Source organism: Janibacter sp. YB324 (genome assembly GCF_014217915.1).
GTDB lineage: Bacteria > Actinomycetota > Actinomycetes > Actinomycetales > Dermatophilaceae > Janibacter > Janibacter indicus.
The window spans coordinates 881,018-902,309 of the sequence record NZ_CP060120.1; the positions used below are offsets into that span (position 1 = coordinate 881,018).

The following is a 21,292-nucleotide window of genomic DNA, read 5'->3' on the forward strand; positions in this document are numbered from 1 at the left end:
ACGTGCCGGTAGCCCAGCGCGAGCATCTACGCTGGCCCGGACATGACTGACGACACGACGCCCGAGCTGATCGGTGGCCGCTACGAGCGCCTGCGCCCGATCGGCCGCGGGGGCATGGGCACCGTGTGGTTGGCCCGCGACACGGTCCTCGGCCGTCAGGTTGCCCTGAAGCAGATCGGTGACTTCCCCGGCGAGAGCGAAGGGGAGACCCGTCGCGCGATGCGCGAGGCGAGGGCCGCGGCGGCCCTCAACCACCCGAGCGTCGTCGCCGTCTACGACGTCACCGAGCACGCGGGCACGCCCTGGCTCGTCATGGAGTACGTCGCCGGCCCGACGCTCTCCTCCGCGATCCGCGAGCGCGGACCGATGACGCCGAAGGGGGCCGCGGACCTCGGCGCGCAGCTCGCCGGCGCGCTCGCCGCCGCCCACCGGGCCGGCATCGTGCACCGCGACGTCAAGCCGGCCAATGTCCTCATCGGGGGCGGGCGGCCCAAGCTGGGCGACTTCGGCATCGCCCGCGCCGGCACCGACGACCAGCTGACCCAGACCGGCCTGGTGACCGGCACTCCGAGCTACATGGCCCCCGAGGTCGCCGTGGGCGACGAGGGTGGCGAGGCCGCCGACGTCTGGGCGCTCGGCGCGACGATCTACTTCGCCGTCGAGGGCCAGGACGCCTACCCCTCGCAGGGCAATGCCCTGGCCACTCTGCGCAGCATCTCCGCGCGCCCGCCGCGCCGCCCCGAGCGGGCCGGTCCGCTCGAGCCGGTGCTCGCCGACATGCTCTCGCGCGACCCGGGCCGCCGCGGCACGATGGCGCAGGTCCTGCGCCGGCTCGAGAGCATCGCGGCCGGCGGCACCGCCGGCGCCTCACCTGTGGCCGCCCGCACGACCGTGGCACCCGCGGCGGGCGCTGCGGGAGGTGTGGGGGCCCCCTTCGACCGGCAGGGAAGTGCGCCCGCGCCGCGCAAGGGCAATGGTCTGCTCTGGGCGCTGCTCGTCGCCGGGATCATCGCGCTCGCGGTCGCCGCGATCGCCTTCGCCGCAACCCGCGGCGACGACGACCCCGGAGCTGGCGGGACGAGCACGACGACCCCGACCTCCAGTGAGCCCGAGACGCTCACCGAGACCACGACCGAGACCGAGACCGCCGAGCCGACGCAGGAGCCCACGACCGAGGAGTCCTCGGAGTCGTCCGACGAGACCTCGCAGGAGTCCTCCGACGACGCGCCGATCACCGAGGAGGAGGGGCGCCGCTTCGTCGAGGAGTACTTCGCGACCGTCACCTCCGACCGAGACGCCGCCTGGGACATGCTCGCGCCGGCTCGCCAGACTGACCGGGCAGGCTACGACGAGTTCTGGGAGGGCATCGCCTCGGTGCAGACCGAGGACATCACCGTCGACGAGGAGGCCTCCACGGTGAGCGTCAAGCTCACCTACGACCCCAAGGGTCGGCCCAAGAGCGTCGAGACCCACACCTACGAGTTGACCCGGATCGACGGCCGGATCAGGATGACCAAGTGACCGGAGGACCCCGTGCTGCTCGCCTTCAGCATCGCCCCGTCGTCGCCTGACGACAGCGGCTCCTACGCCGAGGCCGTGGCCGCGGCGCTGCGCATCGTCCGCGACAGCGGCCTGCCCCACGACCTCGGGTCGATGTTCACGACGGTCGAAGGGGAGTGGGACGAGGTGATGGCCGTCGTCAAGCAGTGCGTCGACGCCATGGAGCCCTACGGCGACCGCGTCGGACTCGTCATGAAGGCCGACATCCGGGCCGGTCGCACCGGGCAGATGAGCGCCAAGGTCGAGCGGGTCCGGGGCCTGCTCGCCGACCCGGCCACCTCGTGACGATTTTGTGACCTTCGGGGGTCTTTGGGATGGTGGACCGTCCGCCACGTCGGCGGGCACCCACTGATGTCCCACGGAAAGTCCCCGATGTGAGCACGCTCATCCCGCGCGTGGCCGGCGCCCTCCTGGCCGTCCTCGGTCTCGTCGCCGCGGTCGTCGGCGGTTGGTTCCTCGCCAACCTCGGCACCTCCGGCACCGCCACCTTCACCGCCGAGCCCGGCCAGCGCGTCGTCGTCCTCGAGCCCGACGTGCTCAACCGCGTCGACCACCCCGTCGAGGTCACCGCGACCGGCTCCGGAGAGCTGTGGTCGGGCACGGCCCGTCCCTCCGACGTCGAGGCACTCGTCGGTGACGGTGCCCGCGCGCACGTCGCCGGCGTCGACGTCTCCGACTGGGCCCTGACGTCCACCGACGAGGGCAAGGGTCAGTCCGTCGACCCCGGCAGCCTCGACGTGTGGCAGGAGAGCACGACCGGCACCGACGAGGTCAGCCGCACCATCGAGCAGGCGGACGCGCCGCAGACCCTCGTGGTCGCCGCGCCCGCGGGCGCCGAGATCGAGTCCGTCGAGATGACCGTCGTCGACGGCTCGTGGGGCACGACCGCGCTCGTCACCCTCGTCGTCGGGATCCTGCTGCTGCTCGCCGGCCTGGCGCTGCTGCTTCGCTCCACCGGGCGCCTGCGGGGGCTGCGCCGGTCCGCCCGCCCGACCACCGAGGAGGGCTCCGCATGAGCCGCCGTCGTACTCCCTTCGTCATGACCGTGGTGGCCCTGCCGCTCGCCCTCGGGGGCTGCGGCCTCGGCTCCTCGATCGCCGGCATCCACGACGCTCCCGCCGAGCAGTCCGGCGGTGCGTCGGTCACCTCCGGCACCGCGACCAAGGTCGTCGAGCGCGTCGTCGGTGACGCCGCCGAGGTCAGCCGGGCCAAGGCCGACTCCGCCGCCCGCCGCAAGATCCTCTCCGGCCCGGCCCTGCGCGAGATCGAGGCGGCCGCGGTGAGCAAGGACTCGGCGGGCCGCACCTCGGCCAAGACCGAGGGCCTCGAGGTGCTTGCCGTGAGCCGTGGCACCGACTGGCCCCGCGCCGTCCTGGCGACCTCGCGCACCGGCGACGTCCAGTACCTGCACGTGCTCGTGGCCGAGAAGGCCGACCGGCCGTACACCCTCTTCGCCGACGTGCCCATGGCGGCCCGGGCCAGCGTGCCGGCACTGCCGGCCGTCGACGAGGGCGCACCCGTCAAGCTCTCCTCCGCGCCCAGCCAGGACGTGGCGACCGCGGCCACGTCGTGGGGCAAGGCCGTGGCCTTCCCCGCGCCGAAGAAGGCGCCGCAGGACGTGTCCGTCGCCGACGGCTTCTCCACCGCGCTGAAGAAGAACGCGAGGGCGACCAACAAGGACCTCGGCGACCTCGCCGACTACACCCAGCGCCAGGCGATCGCCGACGGCGAGACGGTGAGCTTCGAGCTCGCCGACGGCGGGGCGATCACCTTCGTGCCGATGACCCGGACGGACACGATCCGGGCGACCGACAAGCTCAAGGAGCTGAAGATCGAGCAGCAGGCGCTCAAGCACGTGCTCGACGCCTCCACGGTCAAGCGGGCGCTGTCGGTCAAGCACGCCGAGACGCTCGCGCTCGTCACGCCCGCCGAGGGCAAAGCCCGCGTCGTCGGCGCGAGCGAGGTCGTGGAGTCGGCTGCGGGCAGCTGATCCCGGGTGACCGGCGGCCCCGCGGGTGGGGGACAATGAGGTCATGAACGACCCGACCCGAGCCCTCCGCGGCGCCGTCGATCTCTCCGGCCTCGGCGGCCCCGCCCGCCCCTCGACCCCCGCGGGTGCGCCCGCCGGTCCGACGCAGACCGGCGCTGCCGGCCCCGCCGCTCCGGCAGCCCCTGGTGCGCCAGGCGGGTCGCCCGGTGGTGCGCCCGCACCTGCGGCCGGTGGGTCGCTCGACGCGCTGCTCGTCGAGGCGACCGATGCGACCTTCAACCAAGTGGTCAGCCGCTCCGGTGTCGTCCCGTCCGTGGCCGTCGTCTGGTCCTCGGAGCACCCCGAGAGCCAGGCGCTGCTGCGCGACGCCCTCGACATCGCCACCGGCCTCGAGGGGCGCCTGCAGGTCGTGAGCATCGACATCGCGACCAACCCGCAGATCGCCCAGGCGATCCAGCCGCCCGAGGTGCCGCTCGCCCTCGGGCTCGTCGGCGGCCAACCGGTCCCGCTCTTCAGCGGGCTCGTCGACCGCGAGCAGTTCCGTCAGGTCCTCGACCAGCTGCTGCAGGTCGCCGTCCAGCACGGCATCACCGGGCGGGTCAGCGCCGACCAGGTGCCCGAGGGGGCCGAGGAGGAGCTGCCGCCGCTGCACCAGGAGGCCTACGACGCCATCGAGCGTGGTGACCTCGACGCCGCGGCCGCGGCCTACGACAAGGCGATCGCCGCCGACCCCAAGGACACCGACGCCCAGCTCGGGCTGGCCCAGGTCGGCCTGATGAAGCGCACCCAGGGGGTCGACCTCCAGGCCGCCCGGGCAGCCGCGGCGGGCGACCCGAGCGACGTCGACGCCGCGCTCGTCGTCGCCGACCTCGACGTCCTCGGTGGCCATGTCGAGGACGCCTTCACCCGGCTCATCGACCTCGTCCGGGTCACCGCGGGCGAGGAGCGCGACCGGGTCAAGACCCACCTGCTCGATCTCTTCGCCGTCGTCGGCAACCATGACGAGCGCGTGCGCAAGGGCCGCACGACGCTGATGAGCGCGCTCTTCTAGGCGACATCGCGCCGGACCCACGAGGGCCGCACTCCCCGCGAGGGAGTGCGGCCCTCGACGCATGGTGACACGCCGCCCGTGATCTCGACTTGACCTCTCCGTGATCCATCTGTGCGCCCCTGCTCCGACCGGAAGTCCTGATCGTGCGCCACATCCTGCCCAAGACCACCACCGCCCTGGCCGCCGTCGCGGTCGCCGCCACCGGCGGCATCGCCGTCGAGACCGCGGCCCCGCAGACGGCCGAGGCGGCCTCGACCGGCACCACCTCCCGCGTCACCGCCAACTCCAGCGACCGCTGGCAGGCGACCAAGCTCGCCTCCGCGCGCGTCAACAAGACGCCCTACCGCTATGGCGGCACCTCGCTGTGGACCGGCGCCGACTGCTCCGGCTTCGTCCAGACCGTCTTCAAGAAGCAGGGCGTGAGCCTGCCGCGCACCGCGGTCCAGCAGAAGTCGGCCGTGCGCAAGATCCACCGCACGTGGCTGCGCGCCGGCGACCTCGTCTTCTACGGCAGCTACCACGTCGGCGTCTACGTCGGCAACGGCTACATCGTCGACGCCCCGTCCTCCGGCCGCATGGTCAGCAAGCGCAAGATGTGGTCCGGCTCGCGGACCTACGGCACGCTGCGCCCGGCCTGACCCGAGCCCGTCAGCGCGCCGGCGTGAGGTAGAGCGCGCCGAGCGCGGCCACCGACACCTCGACCGACCACGGCTGGCCCTGCCAGGGCTGCTCGTCGGCGGTGAGCACGACACCGGCCTGGCTCGCTGAGCCCGCCCCGTCGTAGCCCGAGGTGTCGAGCGCGACCTCCCAGCGACCCCCCTTCGGCACACCGATGCGAAGGGGGGTCCGCGCTACCCCGCCGAAGTTGACGACGACCGCGACGACGTCGTCCTGGCGCTGCGCGTCGCCGAAGCGGAGGAAGGAGACGGTGTTGCCCTGCTCGTCGTCGGCGTCGAGCCACTGGAAGCCTGCCGGCTGCTCGTCGAGCGCCCACAGGGCCGGGTGCGACGTGGCGAAGGAGTTGAGGTCGGCGACGAGCTCGGCGACCCGCCGGTGGTCGGCGTGGTCGAGCAGGTGCCAGTCGAGGGAGCGGCTCTCCGACCACTCGCTCGTCTGGGCGAACTCGGTGCCCATGAAGACCAGCTGCTTGCCCGGGAAGGCCCACTGGTAGGCGTAGAAGGCGCGCAGCGTCGCGAAGCGCTCCGGGTCACCGCCCGGGATCTTGTAGGGCATCGAGCCCTTGCCGTGGACGACCTCGTCGTGGCTGATCGGCAGCAGGTAGTGCTCGGCGTAGGCGTACATCATCGCGAAGGTGAGCAGCCGGTGGTGGTGCTCGCGGTTGATCGGGTCCTCCGCGAGGTAGCGCAGGACGTCGTTCATCCAGCCCATGTTCCACTTCAGGCCGAAGCCCAGCCCGCCCTCGCTCGTCGGCCGGGTGACGCCCGGCCACGCGGTCGACTCCTCGGCGACGGTGACGATGCCCGGCGAGCGTCGGTAGGCGGTGGCATTGACTTCCTGCAGGAGCGCGACGGCCTCGAGATTTTCGCGGCCACCGTGGGCATTGGGGACCCACTCGCCCTCGCTGCGGGAGTAGTCGAGGTAGAGCATCGAGGCGACGCCGTCGACCCGCAGGCCGTCGATGTGGAACTCCTCGAGCCAGTAGAGGGCATTGGCGACGAGGAAGTTGCGCACCTCGGGGCGCCCGAAGTCGAAGACATAGCTACCCCAGTCGGGCTGCCACCCGCGGCGCGGGTCGGGGTGCTCGTAGAGGGGCAGGCCGTCGAAGCGCACGAGCGCCCACTCGTCGGTCGCGAAGTGCCCGGGCACCCAGTCGAGGATGACCCCGATGCCGGCGCGGTGCAGCTCGTCGACGAGGTGGCGGAAGTCGTCGGGCGTGCCGAAGCGCGAGTTGGGCGCGAAGTAGCTCGTCACGTGGTAGCCCCACGACGGGGGATAGGGGTGGTCCATGACCGGCATGAGCTCGACGTGCGAGAAGCCGTGGTCGCGCACGTGGGCGACGAGCTCGCGGGCGAGCTCGCGATAGGTCAGGCCCTGGCGCCACGAGCCGAGGTGCACCTCGTAGATGCTCATCCGGCCGGTGTGCGGGTCGGTCGTGGCCCGCTGCTCCAGCCAGGCGTCGTCACGCCACGCGTAGGTGCTGTCGGTGACGACCGAGCCGGTCGCGGGAGCCGTCTCGGCCAGGCGTGCCATGGGGTCGGCCTTGTGGCGCAGCACGTCGTCGGCGCCGCGCACGGCGAACTTGTAGATGCTGCCGACGGGGACGTCGGGGACGAAGAGCTCCCACACGCCCGACCCGCCGAGCAGCCGCATCGGGTGGGTGCGCTCGTCCCAGCCGTTGAAGTCGCCGATGACGTGAACGGCCTTGGCCCGGGGCGCCCACACCGCGAAGGCCACGCCGGTGACCTCACCCATCGGGCCGTCGTATCGGCGCGGCCGCGCCCCGAGCACGGTCCACAGCTGCTCGTGGCGGCCCTCGCCGATGAGGTGCAGGTCGACCTCCCCGAGGGTGGGGACGAAGCGGTAGGCGTCGTCGCCGACGTGCTCGATGCCGTCCTGCCAGGTCGTGAGGACCCGGTAGTCCATGGTGCGCGTGGCGTCCGGCCGCACGCCGGAGAAGATGCCGTCGCTCTCGTGCGCGAGGTCGATGACGACGTCGTCCTCGAAGCGCACCCGCACCCGGGTGGCCAGCGGGCGACGCACCCGCACGCGCAGCCCGCTCGGCTCGAGGTGCTGGCCCAGGACGTCGTGGGGTTGGCTGCTGCGCCCGTGGCTCACGGCCCACAGGGCGCCGGGCAGGGCGGAGTCGGGGACGGGTGTCACGAGCGTGCCTCCTGGAGCAGTCGGTCGATCGCGTCGGTCGGCAGGCCCAGCCAGGTCGGCCGGTTGCGGGCCTCGTAGACCACCTCGTAGAGCGCCTTGTCGAGGACGAAGGCGGTGAGCAGCGGCCCGTGCGAGCGCGGGTCGACACCGACGTCGGCGTAGCCGTCGAGGAAGGCGGTCTGGGCGTCGGTGCACCAGCGGCGCACGTCGGTGGTCGGTTCGGCGCGGGCGACGGTGCCGGCGACGTAGTCGAGGGAGCGCAGCACGCCGGCGACGTCGCGCAGGGTGCAGTCCGGTGCGTTGCGCTCGGCGAGGGGGCGCAGGGGCTCGCCCTCGAAGTCGATGAGCACCCAGCCGCGGTCGGGCGCGTCGAGCACCTGACCGAGGTGCAGGTCGCCGTGGATGCGTTGCAGCGCAGGCCAGCTCGCCTCCTCGGCGGCCGCCCACACGGCCTCGAGGGCGGGGGCGTGCGCGGCGAGCCCGGGCACCTCGCTCGTCGCCATCGCGGCCCGGCGGCGCATGGCCGCGACCCGACGGGAGACCTCCTCGGCGCCGGGCGCCACCGTGGGCAGGGCGCGGGCCAGGGTCGCGTGGACCTCGGCGGTGGCCCGGCCGAGCTCGCGGGCCCGGGCCGTGAAGTCGGTGCCGTCGGCAGCCAGCCGCAGGCACTCGCGCCAGGCGTCCGTCGTGCCCTCGAGGTACTCCTGGGCGAAGGCCAGCTGGCCGACGTCCCTCCCTTCGCCGTCGGGCCGCTGCCAGGCACCGGCCACGTGACCGACGCTCGCGGGGACGAAGGGGGAGCGGGACGCGGCGAGTGCACCCTGGAGGGTGATGTCGGGGTTGTCGCCCGGGGAGAGGGTGCGGAAGACCTTGAGGATCACCGGAGCGCCCGTGCCGGGGGCCGGCTGCACGACGACGGAGGTGTTGGACTGCTCGCCGGTGAGCACCCGGCTCGAGGCGACCACCGGGTCGTCGGGCCATGCCGGGTGCGGTGCGCCGACGACGTCGGGCTCGACGGTGTCGGACACGGAGCCGGCCTGCGCCGCGACGCGCCCCCGCAGCAGCGCCATGAGCTGGGTGACGAAGACCAGGTCGTGCGGGGCGTCGTAGACCCATCGGTGGCCGAGGACGGAGTGCTCCATCTCGCCGACGAGCGCGGCCTCGCCGCCGGGCAGGGGGGCGCCACGGTAGGTGAGCGGCACCTGGTGGACGGTCGGGCTCGGCCCGGACTCGTCGAGGACGACGATCACCTCGATGCCGACCTCGCCGGCCGGGTCGTCGAGGCGCCACGAGTCGAGACGGCGAAGCCTCGGGCGGCCCTGGCCGGGGAACCACCGCTGCTCACCGACCCAGCCGGCGAGCAGCTCGAGCTTCGTCGGGACGAGGGTGGCGTCGTAGATGGTCGCCATCAGCGGCGCACCGAGACGATGTGGACCGGCTCGGCGTCGGGCCCGAGCCGCACATAGGTGGCCTGACCCCACTCCCACCGGGAGCCGGTGACGTGGTCCTCGACCTCGAAGCGCGCGTCGGGCGCGAAGCCGAGGGCGCCCAGGTCGAGCCGCAGCGTCGACTCACGCGTCGTGTGCGGGTCGAGGTTGGCGACGACGACGACGGTGTCGACGGTGCCGTCGGGCAGGGTGCGTGACTTGGAGTAGGCGATGAGGTTCTCGTCGTCGACGTGGTGGAAGGTCAGGTTGCGGAGCAGCTGCAGGCTCGGGTGCTGCCGACGGGCGCGGTTGAGCATCGTCAGCCAGCCGATGAGCGAGTCGCCGCGCTCGGCGACCTCGTCCCAGCGACGGTCCTTGAGCTCGTACTTCTCGTTGTCGATCTGCTCCTCGGCGCCGGGGCGGGCCACGTGCTCCATGAGCTCGTAGCCGGCGTAGACGCCCCACGTCGGCACCATCGTCGCGGCGAGGGCGGCGCGAACCTGCCACGCGGCCCGGCCTCCGAACTGCAGGTAGGGGGTGAGGATGTCGTGGGTCGTCGGCCAGAAGCTCGGCCGCATGTAGGCCGCCGCCTCGCCGCTCACCTCGGTGCCGTACTCGACGAGCTCGGCCGCGGTGTTGCGCCAGGCGTAGTAGGTGTAGCTCTGCTGGAAGCCCACCTTGGCGAGGGTGTGCATCATCGCCGGCTTGGTGAAGGCCTCGGACAGCCAGATGACGTCGGGGTGGTCGACCGCGACATCGGCGATCAGCCACTGCCAGAACTCCACCGGCTTGGTGTGCGGGTTGTCGACGCGGAAGATCTTCACCCCGTGGTCGATCCACACCTGCACGACCCGGCGCACCTCGGCGTAGATGCCGGCGGGGTCGTTGTCGAAGTTCAGCGGGTAGATGTCCTGGTACTTCTTCGGCGGGTTCTCCGCGTAGGCGATGGTCCCGTCGGCGCGCGTGGTGAACCACTCGGGGTGCTCGGTGACCCACGGGTGGTCGGGGGAGCACTGCAGCGCCAGGTCGAGCGCCACCTCGAGGCCCAGCCGGGTCGCGTCGGCCACGAAGGCGTCGAAGTCCTCGAAGGTGCCCAGCTCGGGGTGGATCGCGTCGTGGCCGCCGTCGGGGGAGCCGATGGCATAGGGGGAGCCGGGGTCGTCGGGGCCGGCGTCGAGGGTGTTGTTGGGTCCCTTGCGAGCCGTCGTGCCGATGGGGTGGATCGGCGTCAGGTAGACGACGTCGAAGCCCATGGCGGCGATCGCCGGCAGTCGCCCGGCGGCGGTGCGCAGGGTGCCGGTGACCCAGCGCCCGGTCGTCTCGTCGAAGTGCGCGCCCTCGCTGCGCGGGAAGATCTCGTACCACGAGCCGAAGAGCGCCAGCTCGCGCTCGACGAGCAGCGGCAGGTCCGTGCTCGGGGTGACCAGCTCGCGCAGCGGGCGGGCCTCGAGCTCCGCGGCAGCGGGCCCGGTCGTCACGAGGTGCAGCGCCGCGGTGGCCTGGTGGCCGGTGCGGTCGCGCAGGACCGCTGCCGCCTGACGAAGGGAGGCCCGCCCCCCTTCGTCCCGGAAGGTCTGCGCCGCCGCCCGGTCGAGGACGATCGCCCCCTCCTCACGCATGAGGTCGGCGTCGATGTCGGCCGGGATCTTGATGCCGGCGTCGTGCACCCACGTCGCCCACGGGTGCGACCAGCCCTCGACGCGGTAGTGCCACAGGCCCTCGCGGTCGGCGACGACCTCGGCCTCCCACAGGCTCAGACCGGGGTTGGTGCAGGTCATCGGGAGGTGGCGCTCGGCGCCGTCGGGGTCGGTGAGCACGAGGGTCGCGCCGACCGCGTCGTGGCCCTCGCGGAAGACCTCGGCGCTCACGGTGAAGGGCTCGCCGACGACGGACTTCGCGGGGCGCGCGCCGTGGTCGACCACCGGTCGCACACCCGTGACGGGGATGCGGCCGAGCGGCTGCTGCGGCGCCACGGACACGGGGGCCGTGCTCGCGGGGGCGGGGGCGACGGTGAAGTCGGTGCTCACTCCCGCAACGTTACCCGCGGTCCGCCCGGCGGAGGTTGGCGCGCCGGGGTCGAATCCCCCAAGATGGGGGAGGTGAAGGCCATCCGACGTTTCAGTGTCCGCACCGCCCTCCCCGAGCCCATCGCCGCCCTCGGCGACCTCGCGATGAACCTGCGCTGGAGTTGGCACACGCCGACGCGCGAGCTCTTCGCCGACATCGACCCCCAGCGCTGGGCGGACGTGCGCCACGACCCGGTCCGACTGCTCTCGGCCTTCTCCGCGAGCGAGCTCGAGGAGCTTGCTGGTGACGGCGACTTCGTCGCCCGGGTCGACGCCGCCAAGGCCGACCTCGACGCCTACCTCGGCTCCCGACGGTGGTACCAGGACGAGGCTTCCCGGTCCCTGAGGAGCGACGAAGGAGCCTCGAAGGGGGACCTGCCCGCCTCGATCGCCTACTTCAGCCCCGAGTACGGCATCACCGAGGTGCTGCCGCAGTACTCGGGCGGGCTCGGCATCCTCGCCGGCGACCACCTCAAGGCCGCCTCCGACCTCGGCGTGCCGATCGTCGGCGTGGGCCTGTTCTACAAGACCGGCTACTTCAAGCAGAGCCTCGACGCCTCGGGCTGGCAGCAGGAGACCTACCCGGTCCTCGACCCCCAGGGTCTGCCGCTGCACCTGCTGCGCGAGGACGACGGCACCCCCTGCGTGGTGACCGTCGCGATGCCCGGGGGCGCCTCCCTTCGCGCTCATGTCTGGCGCGCCCAGGTCGGCCGGGTGCCGCTGCTGCTCCTCGACTCCGACGTGCCGGGCAACGACGACGCGATGCGTGCGGTGACCGAGCGGCTCTACGGCGGCGGAGGCGAGCAGCGCCTGCAGCAGGAGATGCTCCTCGGCATCGGGGGCGTGCGCGCGCTGCGCCTGTGGTCCCGGCTCACCGGCGCGCCCGCGCCCGAGGTCTTCCACACCAACGAGGGCCATGCCGGCTTCCTCGGCATCGAGCGGATCAGCGAGTTCACCCAGGGCGCCGGGCTGGGCTTCGAGGAGGCGATGGAGGCCGCCCGCGCCGGCACCGTCTTCACGACGCACACCCCGGTGCCAGCCGGCATCGACCGCTTCGACGTCGCGCTCCTCGAGCGCTACTTCGGCGGCGCCCAGGAGCTGCCGGGCGTGCCGCTCGACAAGCTGCGCGCGCTCGGCGCCGAGACCTACGAGGGCGGCTCCGAGGGCATCTTCAACATGGCGGTCATGGGGCTGCGCCTGGCCGAGCGGGCCAATGGCGTCTCCCAGCTGCACGGCCACGTCTCGCGCGAGATGTTCGACGGGCTGTGGCCGGGCTTCGACGACGCCGAGGTGCCGATCACCTCGATCACCAACGGCGTGCACGCGCCGACCTGGGTCGACGACGCGGTCTTCGACGTCGCCGCCGAGCACCTCGGGGGCCGAGACGTCGAGGCCGGTGACCAGTGGTTGCAGATCGGGGACGTGCCCGGCGAGGCGATCTGGGCGGCCAAGGCGCAGATGCGCGCCCGGCTCGTCGAGGACGCCCGGGCCCGGCTGCGCTCCAGCTGGGCCAAGCGCGGCGCGACCGACGCCGAGCTCGGCTGGACCGACTCCGTGCTCGACCCCGAGGTGCTGACGATCGGCTTCGCCCGGCGGGTGCCGACCTACAAGCGCCTGACGCTCATGCTGCGCGACCCCGAGCGGCTCAAGGCCCTGCTGCTCCACCCCGAGCGGCCGGTGCAGCTGGTCATCGCCGGCAAGTCGCACCCCGCCGACGAGACCGGCAAGCAGCTGATCCAGCAGATGGTGCGCTTCGCCGACCAGCACGACGTGCGCCACCGCATCGTCTTCCTGCCCAACTACGACATCGCGATGGCCCGCACGCTCTACCCGGGCTGCGACGTGTGGCTCAACAACCCGCTGCGCCCCTTCGAGGCGTGCGGCACCTCAGGCATGAAGGCCGCCCTCAACGGCGGGCTCAACCTGTCGATCCTCGACGGCTGGTGGGACGAGTGGTACGACGGCGACAACGGCTGGGCGATCCCCACCGCTGACGGCGTCGCCGACGAGGCGCGTCGTGACGACATCGAGGCCGCCGCGCTCTACGACCTCATCGAGACCCAGGTCGCACCGCGCTTCTACGACGTCGACGAGCAGGGCCTGCCGCAGCGCTGGCTGTCGATGCTGCGGCACACCCTGACGACCCTCGGCCCCAAGGTCCTCGCGACCCGCATGGTCCGCGACTACACCGAGCGGCTCTACGCGCCGGCCGCCGCGCACAACGCCCGGGTCAACGCCGACGACCACGCCGGCGCGCGGGCGCTCGCCGACTACAAGGCCCGGGCCCGCGCCGGCTGGGCCGCGGTGCGGGTCGACCACGTCGAGGGGTCCGGCATCTCCGACAGCCCGCTCGTCGGGGAGTCGCTGGCCGTCGACGCCTACGTCGCGCTCGACGGCCTGGCGCCGCACGAGGTCGATGTCCAGGTCGTCGCCGGTCGGGTCGAGCTCGGCACCGACGACCTCGTCGACTGGGACGCCACCTCGCTCGACGTCGTCGAGGTCTACGAGGACGGCAAGGCGAAGTTCTCCGGCCAGGTCCCCATCGAGCGCACCGGCCAGTTCGGCTGGACCGTGCGGGTGCTGCCCCGGCACGAGCTCATGGCCTTCCCCGCCAGCCTGGGGCTCGTGGCCAACGCCTGAGCCCTCCGGTCCCTGAGGAGGCGCGCCAGCGCCGTCTCGAAGGGCCCGCGTGGTCCCCTCTCCCGTCGCGGGTGCCTCTGGCGTCGCGGGCGAAGGGAGGGGTGGCCCTAAGGAAAAGTCCCGCCACCTGACGGATTCAGCTCACCTCGTCGGGTTGGGCGGGACTTTCCCATGAGTCGGGCCGACCCCTCCCTTCGCCCGCTCCTGTCGTGCATCGGGTGGAGGTCGTGGCGTCCGGCTATGCGGTCGCAGGTACCTCGACTCGCGCTCTCGGCCCGGCGGTCAGGTCGTGTAGAGGCGCAGGCTGAGCGGGGTGAGGGTCTGCTCGCGGTCAGCGGGGCCCGAGTCGGCGGCCTGCGGGCGCTCCCAGGCGCTGTCCCACCGCAGGCGAAGCGGGCCGACGTCCGGCAGCGTGACGGCAGCCTCGGCCAGGCCCCCGTGCACCACGATCAGGGCCGCGGGCTCGCCGGCCAGGTGCAGCTGCAGGGTGCGCCGCTCGTCCTGGGCCCAGGTCCCGTCGGTCATCGGGGCGCCGGTCTCGTCGTACCAGCCGATGACCGACTCGTCGTGGTCGCGCAGCACCGGCACCTCGCGCCGCAGCGCGGTGAGCGCCCCGGCGCTCGCGAGCAGGTCGTGGCGCGCGTCGTCGAGGTCCCAGTCGAGCCAGGTCATCTCGTTGTCCTGGCAGTAGGGGTTGTTGTTGCCGTCGTGGGTGCGACCGATCTCGTCGCCGGAGGCAATCATCGGCACCCCGGCCGACAGCAGCAGCGTGCCGAGCAGGTTGCGGACCGACCGGCGCCGGGCGAGCGCGATGACGGCGTCGTCGGTGGGGCCCTCGGCTCCGTGGTTCCACGAGCGGTTGTGGTCGTTGCCGTCGCGGTTGTCCTCGCCGTTGGCCTCGTTGTGCTTGGTGTCGTAGGCGACGAGGTCGGCCATGGTGAAGCCGTCGTGGGCGGTGACGAAGCTCACCGAGGACAGGGGGGTCCGCTCGCCGAAGAGGTCGCGGCTGCCGACGAGCCGGGTCGCGATCTCGCGCACTCCCGGCCCGCTCACCTCGCCGCGCGAGAGCGCACCGGCGTCGGCGAGCCAGAAGTCGCGGGTCGCGTCGCGGAAGCGGTCGTTCCACTCCGCCCACGCGCGGGGGAACTGCCCGGTGCGCCACCCGTCGGGCCCGAGGTCCCAGGGCTCGGCGACGTGCAGCACCCGCGAGAGCACCGGGTCCTCGCGCAGCGCGACGAAGAAGGGGTGGTCCGGGTCGTAGCCGAGGTCGTCACCGCGGCCGAGCGCGACGGCCAGGTCGTAGCGGAAGCCGTCGACGTGGACCTCCTCGACCCAGTAGCGCAGCGAGTCGAGCACCATCTCGAGCACGAGCGGCTCGGTGAGGTCGAGCGTGTTGCCGCAGCCGGTGACGTCGACGTCGTGGCCCTGCTCGTCGAGCCGGTACCAGGTCGCGGCGTCGAGGCCGCGCCACGACAGCGTCGCGCCCCCGGTGCTCTGCTCGGCGGTGTGGTTGTAGACGACGTCGAGGAGCACCTCGATGCCGGCGGCGTGCAGCAGCTTGACCATGCCCTTGAGCTCGCGCAGCACCTCGTGCGGGTCGGCGTCGCTCGCGTAGGGCGCGTGCGGGGCGAAGAAGCCCAGCGTGTTGTAGCCCCAGTGGTTGGTCAGGCCGAGGTCGACGAGGTGCGGCTCGTCGGCGAAGGCGTGCACCGGCAGCAGCTCCACGGTCGTCACGCCGAGCCGCTGCAGGTGCTCGATGGTCACCGGGTGTGCCATGCCGGCATAGGTGCCGCGCAGGTGCTCGGGCACGCCGTCGAGCAGCCGGGTCACCTCGCGCACGTGCGCCTCGTAGACGACTCGGGAGTCCCGGGGGTGGGCCGGGGGAGCGTCGTCGCCCCAGTCGAAGGTCGTGTCGAGCACGACGTTGCGCGGGACGAAGGGGGCCGAGTCCAACTCCGAGCGGACGGTCACGTCACCGTCGCCGGACTCGTCGACGGCGTGCCCGTAGACGGCCGGCTCGTAGGTCACGCGGCCCTCGACGGCGCGGCCCCACGGGTCGAGGAGCAGCTTCGCGGGGTTGTGACGGTGGCCGGCGGCCGGGTCCCACGGGCCGTCGACCCGCAGCCCGTAGCGGGCGCCGGGGTGCACGTCGGGGACGAAGCCGCCCCACCAGCCCTCGCCGGCGGCGGGCAGGGAGACGCGAGATTCCTCCCCTTCGTCGTCGAAGAGGCACAGCCAGACGGCGCTCGCGGAGGCCGCCGGCACGGCCACCGTGACGCCGCCGTCGACGGGACGCACGCCGGGTGCGGGCCGGTCGGGGAGCGGCTGGGCTGTGGTGGTCGACATGGCTCACAGGGTAAGCAGTCGGTACGTTGAGGTCATGAGCGATCCCACCGCCCTTCCCAACTTCGGCACCACCCCGACCCCCGATGGCGACCAGCCCGAGCCCGAGGCCCCACTGCGCGACCGCATCGAGGAGGCCCTGCGCGAGCTCGGCCTCGAGCCGCGCATCGACGACGAGGGCGATGTCGCCTTCACCTTCTCCGAGCAGCAGATGTTCGTGCGCGCCGCGGACGACGAGTCCAACGTGCTGCGCGTCTTCGGCCAGTGGGCCCTCGAGGACCCGGTGCCGACCGACCCGATGGAGCGCCTGCAGGTCAGCAACGACCTCAACGTCGCCTTCAACCTCGTCAAGGCGGCCGTCGCCGGCGACACCCTGCTCGTGACCAGCGAGCACATCCTGCCGCGCGGCGCCGACGTGCGCGGTCTGCTCGGCCTGGCCCTGCCGCTCGTCCTGCAGGGCGTCCAGCTGTGGCACCAGCGCGCCACCGGCCAGGAGCTCGAGGACGCCGTCGAGGGTGACCAGCCGGGCCAGGAGCCGCAGGCATGAGCCAGCTCGTCCGACTCGAGGTCGCCGACGGCATCGGCACGATCGTCCTCGACCGCCCGAAGATGAACGCGCTCGACGCCGAGATGCAGCGCCAGCTCGTCGCCGTCGCCGACGAGGCCGCGACCCGCGACGACGTCAAGGCGGTCATCGTCTGGGGCGGCGAGCGCGTCTTCGCCGCCGGCGCCGACGTCAAGGAGATGGCCGAGATGTCCTACACGGACATGGCCGCCCACGTGCGTCTGCTCCAGCGCTTCTCCCGCGCCCTGGCCTCGATCCCGAAGCCGACCGTTGCCGCGATCACCGGCTTCGCGCTCGGTGGCGGCCTCGAGACGGCGCTGTGCTGCGACTTCCGGGTCGTCGCCGACAACGCCAAGCTCGGCCTGCCCGAGATCACCCTGGGCATCATCCCCGGCGCCGGTGGCACCCAGCGGCTGCCGCGACTCGTCGGCCCGGCCAAGGCCAAGGAGCTGATCTTCAGCGGCCGGATGGTCGACGCCACCGAGGCCCTCGAGATCGGTCTCGCCGACCGGGTCGTGCCGGCTGCGGAGGTCCTCGACACGGCCAAGGCGCTCGTCACCCCCTTCGTCACCGGGCCGACGCAGGCCCTGCGCGCGGCCAAGGAGGCCGTCGACAAGGGGCTGGAGACCAGCCTAGACACCGGTCTGGAGATCGAGGCGCAGCTCTTCTCCGCGCTCTTCGCCACGCAGGACCAGAAGTCCGGCATGCGCAGCTTCGTCGACAACGGCCCCGGCAAGGCCACCTTCGAGGGCAACTGATGGGCGGGGCCGGCGCCGCGAGCGCGGAGCAGGTCGAGGCGGCCTGGGCGGACAACAAGCTCGCCCAGGTGCTCTACCACGACTGGGAGGCGCAGACCTACGACGAGAAGTGGTCGATCAGCTTCGACGACCGCTGCACCTCCGTCGTGCGCGACCGCTTCCTCCACGTGCTCGAGTCGACGCGTCGCCCCGGTGAGTCGCTGCCCTTCGGTCGTACGCTCGAGCTCGGCGCCGGCACCGGCTTCTTCTCGCTCAACCTCAAGCTCGCCGGCCTCGTCGACGAGGTCCACGTCTCCGACCTGTCGCCGGGCATGGTCGAGGCGGCCAAGGCCAATGCCCAGCGGCTCGGCTTCGAGATCGAGGGGCAGGTCGCCGACGCGGAGTCGCTGCCCTACGACGACGACACCTTCGACCTCGTCGTCGGCCATGCCGTGATCCACCACATCCCTGACGTCGAGGGTGCGCTGCGCGAGGTGGTGCGCGTCCTCAAGCCGGGCGGGCGCTTCGTCATCGCCGGTGAGCCGACGACGATCGGGCACTGGTACGCGCGGCACATCTCGCGGGCGACGTGGGAGACGGCGACGCGGGTGACCAAGCTGCCGCCCCTGCGCCGCAAGTGGGCTCGTGCGCAGGCCGAGCTCGACGAGTCCTCACGGGCGGCCGCCCTCGAGGCCGTCGTCGATCTGCACACCTTCGACCCCGCTGCGTTGGCCGCGATGGCCCGCCACGCCGGGGCCGAGCACGTCGGCACGGCCACGGAGGAGCTGACCTCCGCGTTCGCCGGGTGGCCGATCCGCACCTTCGAGTACGCCGTGGCCGAGGACGCCCTCGGCTTCGGGTGGGCGAAGTTCGCCTACGGCACGTGGAAGAACCTCATGAAGGTCGACGCAGTCCTCGGCCGCGTCGTGCCGCAGCGCTTCTTCTACAACGTCGGCGTGACCGGCACCAAGCCCCTGCGGTGACGGGGGCCGTCTGATGTCGGCGCAGCGCCTCACCTGGTGGCACTGGGCCCGGTGGGTCGTCGCCAACCGCGCCTGGAGCCACCACCACGTGCTCGGCTACCTGCGCATGGTGCGGGCCCGGGCCCGCACGCCCGGGCTGGTCTTCGAGGGGCCCTGCTTCATCGGTCCCGGTGTCCAGTTCCAGGTGACACCGGGCACCGGGCGGCTCGTCGTGGGCGCCTACACGCACATCGGTGGTGGCTCGGCGCTGCGGGCGCACGAGGGCACCCTGCGCATCGGCGCCAAGACGGTCATCGGGATCCGCAACACCGTCAACACCTGGCTCGACATCGAGATCGGCGAGGCCTGCCTCTTCGCCGACGACGTCTACGTGTGCGACTTCGACCACCGCACCGAGGACCTCGAGACCCCGATCAAGGACCAGGGGATCATCAAGTCCCCGGTGCGCATCGGCGACGACGTGTGGGTTGCGACCAAGTGCGTCATCACCCGCGGCACCGACATCGGCGCCCACACGGTCGTCGGGGCCGGTGCCGTCGTCCGGGGCAGCCATCCCCCCTTCGCCGTCATCGGTGGGGTGCCGGCCCGCGTCCTCAAGCACCGCCAGCCCGTGCCCGTGACCGACGACGACCTCGACCTGCCGGCGGGGTGGTGACGTGAGCACCCGCGAGCCGCTCGACGTCCTCGTGGCGCACATCCCGGCCACCCACACCGACGAGGTGCTGGCGGCGCTCTTCGCCGCCGGCGCGGGGGCGGTGGGGGACTACCGCGAGTGCGCCTTCGTCCAGCGTGGCGAAGGGAGGTTCCGTCCCGTGGGATCGGCCAACCCGACGATCGGCGAGGTCGGTCGGTCGGAGCGGGTCGTCGAGGACCGGGTGGAGGTCGCCCTCCCGCGATCGCGAAGAGCAGTGGTGGTCGCGGCGCTTCGCGCCGCCCACCCCTACGAGGAGCCTTCCTTCCACGTGCTCGCCAATGTCGCGGACGAGACGCCCTGAGCCGGGTGTGGTGAAGGGCACCCTCACCCGCGTTGGAGGTCTGGGGTCGCGCTGGATAGCGTGAGCGGACTGGGAGCCTTCCCACAGTTCGGGCCCAACCGGCGCGACTGCTGAGAGGATCGCCCGGTACCCAGCCCCCTCACCCAGGAAGAGGACGATTCGCCGATGAACATCGTCGTCTGCGTGAAGTATGTTCCGGACGCACAGTCCGACCGCGGATTCAACGAGGACAACACGACCGACCGCGAAGGCGTGGACGGCCTGCTGTCCGAGCTCGACGAGTACGCCGTCGAGCAGGCCCTCCAGATCGTCGAGGCCGGTGAGGGCGAGGTGACCGTGCTGACCATCGGTCCCGCCGACGCCGCCGAGGCCGTCAAGAAGTCGCTCCAGATGGGTGCCGACAAGGGCGTGCACGTCTCCGACGACGCGATCGCCGGCTCGGACGCCCTTGCCACCTCGCTCGTCCTCGCCGAGGCGATCAAGAAGATCGGCACCCCCGACATCGTGCTCACCGGCATGGCTTCGACCGACGGCACCATGGGTGTCGTCCCCGCGATGCTCGCCGAGCGCCTCGGGCTGCCGCAGGTCACCTACGCCTCCGAGCTGACCGTCGACGGCGGCGTCGCCAAGATGCGTCGTGACGGCGACACCGCGAGCGAGACCGTCGAGGCCTCCCTCCCGGCGCTGATCTCGGTCACCGACCAGATCAACGAGCCGCGCTACCCCTCCTTCAAGGGGATCATGGCCGCCAAGAAGAAGCCGGTCGAGGAGTGGAGCCTCTCCGACCTCGGCATCGACGCCGGCCAGGTCGGTCTGGCCAACGCCGCGACCGCTGTCGAGGCGACGACCAAGCGTCCGCCGCGTGAGCAGGGCACGATCGTCACCGACGAGGGTGACGGCGGCACCAAGCTCGCCGAGTTCCTGACCACCAACAAGTTCGTCTGAGCGACGACCCGGACACCAAGGAGCAACAGACATGGCTGAAGTCCTCGTCCTCGTCGACCACGCAAACGGTGAGGTGAAGAAGCCCGCCGCGGAGATGCTGACCATCGCCCGCCGCCTGGGTGAGCCCTCCGCCGTCTTCATCGGCCCCGGCGCCGAGACCGCCAAGGACCTCCTCGCGCGCTACGGCGCCGAGAAGATCTACGCCGTCTCCGACCCGGCCGCCCTCGAGCACCTCGTCGCCCCCCAGGCCGAGGTCCTCGCGCAGCTCGTGCAGTCGACGTCCCCCGCCGCCGTGCTCATCCCGAGCAATGCCGCCGGCAAGGAGATCGGTGCCCGCCTCGCGGTCAAGACCGACTCCGGTCTGATCACCGACGCCGTCGACGTGCAGGAGGGGCCGGTCACGACCCAGTCCGTCTTCGCCGGCAGCTACACGGTCCAGGCCAAGGTCACCAAGGGCACGCCGATCATCTGCGTCAAGCCCAACTCCGCTGCGCCGGAGCAGGCCAATGGCGCGGGTGCCTTCGAGGAGCTCTCCGTGAGCATCTCCGACGACGCCAAGGCCGCCAAGGTCACCGCGTCCGAGCCGAAGAAGGCCTCCGGCCGTCCCGAGCTCACCGAGGCGGCGATCGTCGTCTCCGGTGGTCGCGGCACCGGTGGCGACTTCTCCCCGGTCGAGACCTTCGCGGACGCCCTCGGTGCCGCTGTCGGTGCCTCGCGCGCCGCGGTCGACGCCGGCTGGTACCCGCACTCCTCGCAGGTCGGCCAGACCGGCAAGCAGGTCTCGCCGCAGCTCTACGTCGCGGCGGGCATCTCGGGTGCGATCCAGCACCGCGCCGGCATGCAGACCTCCAAGACGATCGTCGCGATCAACAAGGACGAGGAGGCCCCGATCTTCGAGCTCGTCGACTTCGGAGTCGTCGGTGACCTCTTCACCGTCCTGCCCCAGGCCACGGAGGCCGTCAAGGGCAAGTGACCTCCGGTCATCCCTGACGAAGGCTTGCACTGAGGTGCGAGCGCCAGCGAGCCACGAAGGGGGGCACGCACCAACTCGGTGCGTGCCCCCTTCGTCGTGCCGAGCAGCCTTGGGGGAGAGCCTCTTCACATCCCTTTACCAAAACGTGACTTCCGGGCGAGGTTGTGGCTATGGTG

At 72.2% G+C, this 21,292-nt stretch carries 18 protein-coding genes; 14 read left to right on the forward strand and 4 right to left on the reverse strand.

What is annotated here, in order from left to right:
* Nucleotides 1-42 precede the first annotated feature (42 nt).
* The 6 genes from H7A72_RS04340 (at nt 43) to H7A72_RS04365 (ending at nt 5,239) form a co-directional block, all read left to right on the forward strand.
* Nucleotides 43-1,521 carry a serine/threonine-protein kinase gene (locus H7A72_RS04340; RefSeq protein ID WP_185221762.1) on the forward strand — a complete coding sequence of 493 codons (1,479 nt, stop codon included), beginning with the start codon at nt 43-45 and terminating at the stop codon, nt 1,519-1,521.
* A 12-nt stretch (nt 1,522-1,533) separates the two neighbouring features.
* Nucleotides 1,534-1,845, forward strand: coding sequence for a thiamine-binding protein (locus H7A72_RS04345; RefSeq protein WP_185221763.1), 312 nt, complete (start codon nt 1,534-1,536; stop codon nt 1,843-1,845).
* Nucleotides 1,846-1,934: 89 nt separating this feature from the next.
* Entirely contained in the window at nt 1,935-2,576 is a 642-nt protein-coding gene (locus H7A72_RS04350; RefSeq protein ID WP_185221764.1) for a hypothetical protein, read from the forward strand.
* Nucleotides 2,573-3,550, forward strand: a complete 978-nt coding sequence (locus tag H7A72_RS04355) for a hypothetical protein (protein WP_185221765.1) — start codon at nt 2,573-2,575, stop codon at nt 3,548-3,550. Before H7A72_RS04350 ends, H7A72_RS04355 begins: the two co-directional genes overlap by 4 nt.
* Nucleotides 3,551-3,593: 43 nt before the next feature.
* Nucleotides 3,594-4,601 (forward strand): co-chaperone YbbN, encoded by a 1,008-nt coding sequence (locus tag H7A72_RS04360; protein WP_185221766.1) that lies wholly within the window; start codon nt 3,594-3,596, stop codon nt 4,599-4,601.
* A gap of 143 nt (nt 4,602-4,744) precedes the next feature.
* Nucleotides 4,745-5,239 carry a C40 family peptidase gene (locus H7A72_RS04365; protein ID WP_185221767.1) on the forward strand — a complete coding sequence of 165 codons (495 nt, stop codon included), beginning with the start codon at nt 4,745-4,747 and terminating at the stop codon, nt 5,237-5,239.
* Between the two features lie 10 nt (nt 5,240-5,249).
* Here H7A72_RS04365 and glgB read toward each other — a convergent pair whose 3' ends face one another.
* Genes glgB through H7A72_RS04380 form a run of 3 tightly spaced genes read right to left on the reverse strand, consistent with a single transcriptional unit; the run spans nt 5,250 to nt 10,896 of the window.
* On the reverse strand, nt 5,250-7,442 hold the full coding sequence (gene glgB, locus H7A72_RS04370; protein ID WP_185221768.1) for a 1,4-alpha-glucan branching protein GlgB: 2,193 nt from the start codon (nt 7,440-7,442) through the stop codon (nt 5,250-5,252).
* On the reverse strand, nt 7,439-8,851 hold the full coding sequence (locus tag H7A72_RS04375; RefSeq protein ID WP_185221769.1) for a phosphotransferase: 1,413 nt from the start codon (nt 8,849-8,851) through the stop codon (nt 7,439-7,441). The genes glgB and H7A72_RS04375 overlap by 4 nt, the downstream gene beginning before the upstream one ends.
* Entirely contained in the window at nt 8,851-10,896 is a 2,046-nt protein-coding gene (locus H7A72_RS04380) for an alpha-1,4-glucan--maltose-1-phosphate maltosyltransferase (RefSeq protein WP_185221770.1), read from the reverse strand. Before H7A72_RS04380 ends, H7A72_RS04375 begins: the two co-directional genes overlap by 1 nt.
* A 72-nt stretch (nt 10,897-10,968) precedes the next feature.
* On the opposite strand from H7A72_RS04380, the gene glgP reads away from it, so the two are divergent.
* Entirely contained in the window at nt 10,969-13,575 is a 2,607-nt protein-coding gene (gene glgP, locus H7A72_RS04385; RefSeq protein WP_185221771.1) for an alpha-glucan family phosphorylase, read from the forward strand.
* A gap of 282 nt (nt 13,576-13,857) precedes the next feature.
* Here the strand turns inward: glgP and glgX are convergent, their stop codons facing one another.
* Nucleotides 13,858-15,921 (reverse strand): glycogen debranching protein GlgX, encoded by a 2,064-nt coding sequence (gene glgX, locus H7A72_RS04390; RefSeq protein WP_185221772.1) that lies wholly within the window; start codon nt 15,919-15,921, stop codon nt 13,858-13,860.
* A 34-nt stretch (nt 15,922-15,955) separates the two neighbouring features.
* On the opposite strand from glgX, the gene H7A72_RS04395 reads away from it, so the two are divergent.
* The 7 genes from H7A72_RS04395 to H7A72_RS04425 all read left to right on the forward strand — a co-directional run bounded on the left by H7A72_RS04395 (nt 15,956) and on the right by H7A72_RS04425 (nt 21,116).
* Nucleotides 15,956-16,465 carry a YbjN domain-containing protein gene (locus H7A72_RS04395; protein WP_084449393.1) on the forward strand — a complete coding sequence of 170 codons (510 nt, stop codon included), beginning with the start codon at nt 15,956-15,958 and terminating at the stop codon, nt 16,463-16,465.
* Entirely contained in the window at nt 16,462-17,241 is a 780-nt protein-coding gene (locus H7A72_RS04400; RefSeq protein ID WP_084449394.1) for an enoyl-CoA hydratase/isomerase family protein, read from the forward strand. The genes H7A72_RS04395 and H7A72_RS04400 overlap by 4 nt, the downstream gene beginning before the upstream one ends.
* Nucleotides 17,241-18,203 (forward strand): class I SAM-dependent methyltransferase, encoded by a 963-nt coding sequence (locus tag H7A72_RS04405; protein ID WP_084449395.1) that lies wholly within the window; start codon nt 17,241-17,243, stop codon nt 18,201-18,203. The genes H7A72_RS04400 and H7A72_RS04405 overlap by 1 nt, the downstream gene beginning before the upstream one ends.
* A 13-nt stretch (nt 18,204-18,216) precedes the next feature.
* Nucleotides 18,217-18,858, forward strand: coding sequence for an acyltransferase (locus H7A72_RS04410; RefSeq protein WP_223277779.1), 642 nt, complete (start codon nt 18,217-18,219; stop codon nt 18,856-18,858).
* 1 nt (nt 18,859) lies between these two features.
* A complete protein-coding gene (locus H7A72_RS04415) occupies nt 18,860-19,198 on the forward strand; it encodes a hypothetical protein (RefSeq protein ID WP_185221773.1) in 339 nt (112 codons plus the stop codon).
* Nucleotides 19,199-19,363: 165 nt separating this feature from the next.
* Nucleotides 19,364-20,143: an electron transfer flavoprotein subunit beta/FixA family protein gene (locus tag H7A72_RS04420; RefSeq protein ID WP_185221774.1), complete on the forward strand. Its 780-nt coding sequence runs from the start codon at nt 19,364-19,366 to the stop codon at nt 20,141-20,143.
* 31 nt (nt 20,144-20,174) lie between these two features.
* Complete coding sequence (locus tag H7A72_RS04425; RefSeq protein WP_185221775.1) at nt 20,175-21,116, forward strand: electron transfer flavoprotein subunit alpha/FixB family protein; 942 nt, start codon at nt 20,175-20,177, stop codon at nt 21,114-21,116.
* Nucleotides 21,117-21,292 lie beyond the last annotated feature (176 nt).

What these genes read in the sequence shown, in the direction of transcription:
- H7A72_RS04340 (WP_185221762.1), top strand. Translation starts at nt 43, where the DNA reads ATGACTGACGACACGACGCCCGAGCTGATCGGTGGCCGCTACGAGCGC.
- H7A72_RS04355 (WP_185221765.1), top strand. Translation starts at nt 2,573, where the DNA reads ATGAGCCGCCGTCGTACTCCCTTCGTCATGACCGTGGTGGCCCTGCCG.
- H7A72_RS04360 (WP_185221766.1), top strand. Translation starts at nt 3,594, where the DNA reads ATGAACGACCCGACCCGAGCCCTCCGCGGCGCCGTCGATCTCTCCGGC.
- H7A72_RS04375 (WP_185221769.1), bottom strand. Translation starts at nt 8,851, where the DNA reads ATGGCGACCATCTACGACGCCACCCTCGTCCCGACGAAGCTCGAGCTG.
- glgX (WP_185221772.1), bottom strand. Translation starts at nt 15,921, where the DNA reads ATGTCGACCACCACAGCCCAGCCGCTCCCCGACCGGCCCGCACCCGGC.
- H7A72_RS04395 (WP_084449393.1), top strand. Translation starts at nt 15,956, where the DNA reads ATGAGCGATCCCACCGCCCTTCCCAACTTCGGCACCACCCCGACCCCC.
- H7A72_RS04400 (WP_084449394.1), top strand. Translation starts at nt 16,462, where the DNA reads ATGAGCCAGCTCGTCCGACTCGAGGTCGCCGACGGCATCGGCACGATC.
- H7A72_RS04405 (WP_084449395.1), top strand. Translation starts at nt 17,241, where the DNA reads ATGGGCGGGGCCGGCGCCGCGAGCGCGGAGCAGGTCGAGGCGGCCTGG.
- H7A72_RS04410 (WP_223277779.1), top strand. Translation starts at nt 18,217, where the DNA reads ATGTCGGCGCAGCGCCTCACCTGGTGGCACTGGGCCCGGTGGGTCGTC.
- H7A72_RS04420 (WP_185221774.1), top strand. Translation starts at nt 19,364, where the DNA reads ATGAACATCGTCGTCTGCGTGAAGTATGTTCCGGACGCACAGTCCGAC.
- H7A72_RS04425 (WP_185221775.1), top strand. Translation starts at nt 20,175, where the DNA reads ATGGCTGAAGTCCTCGTCCTCGTCGACCACGCAAACGGTGAGGTGAAG.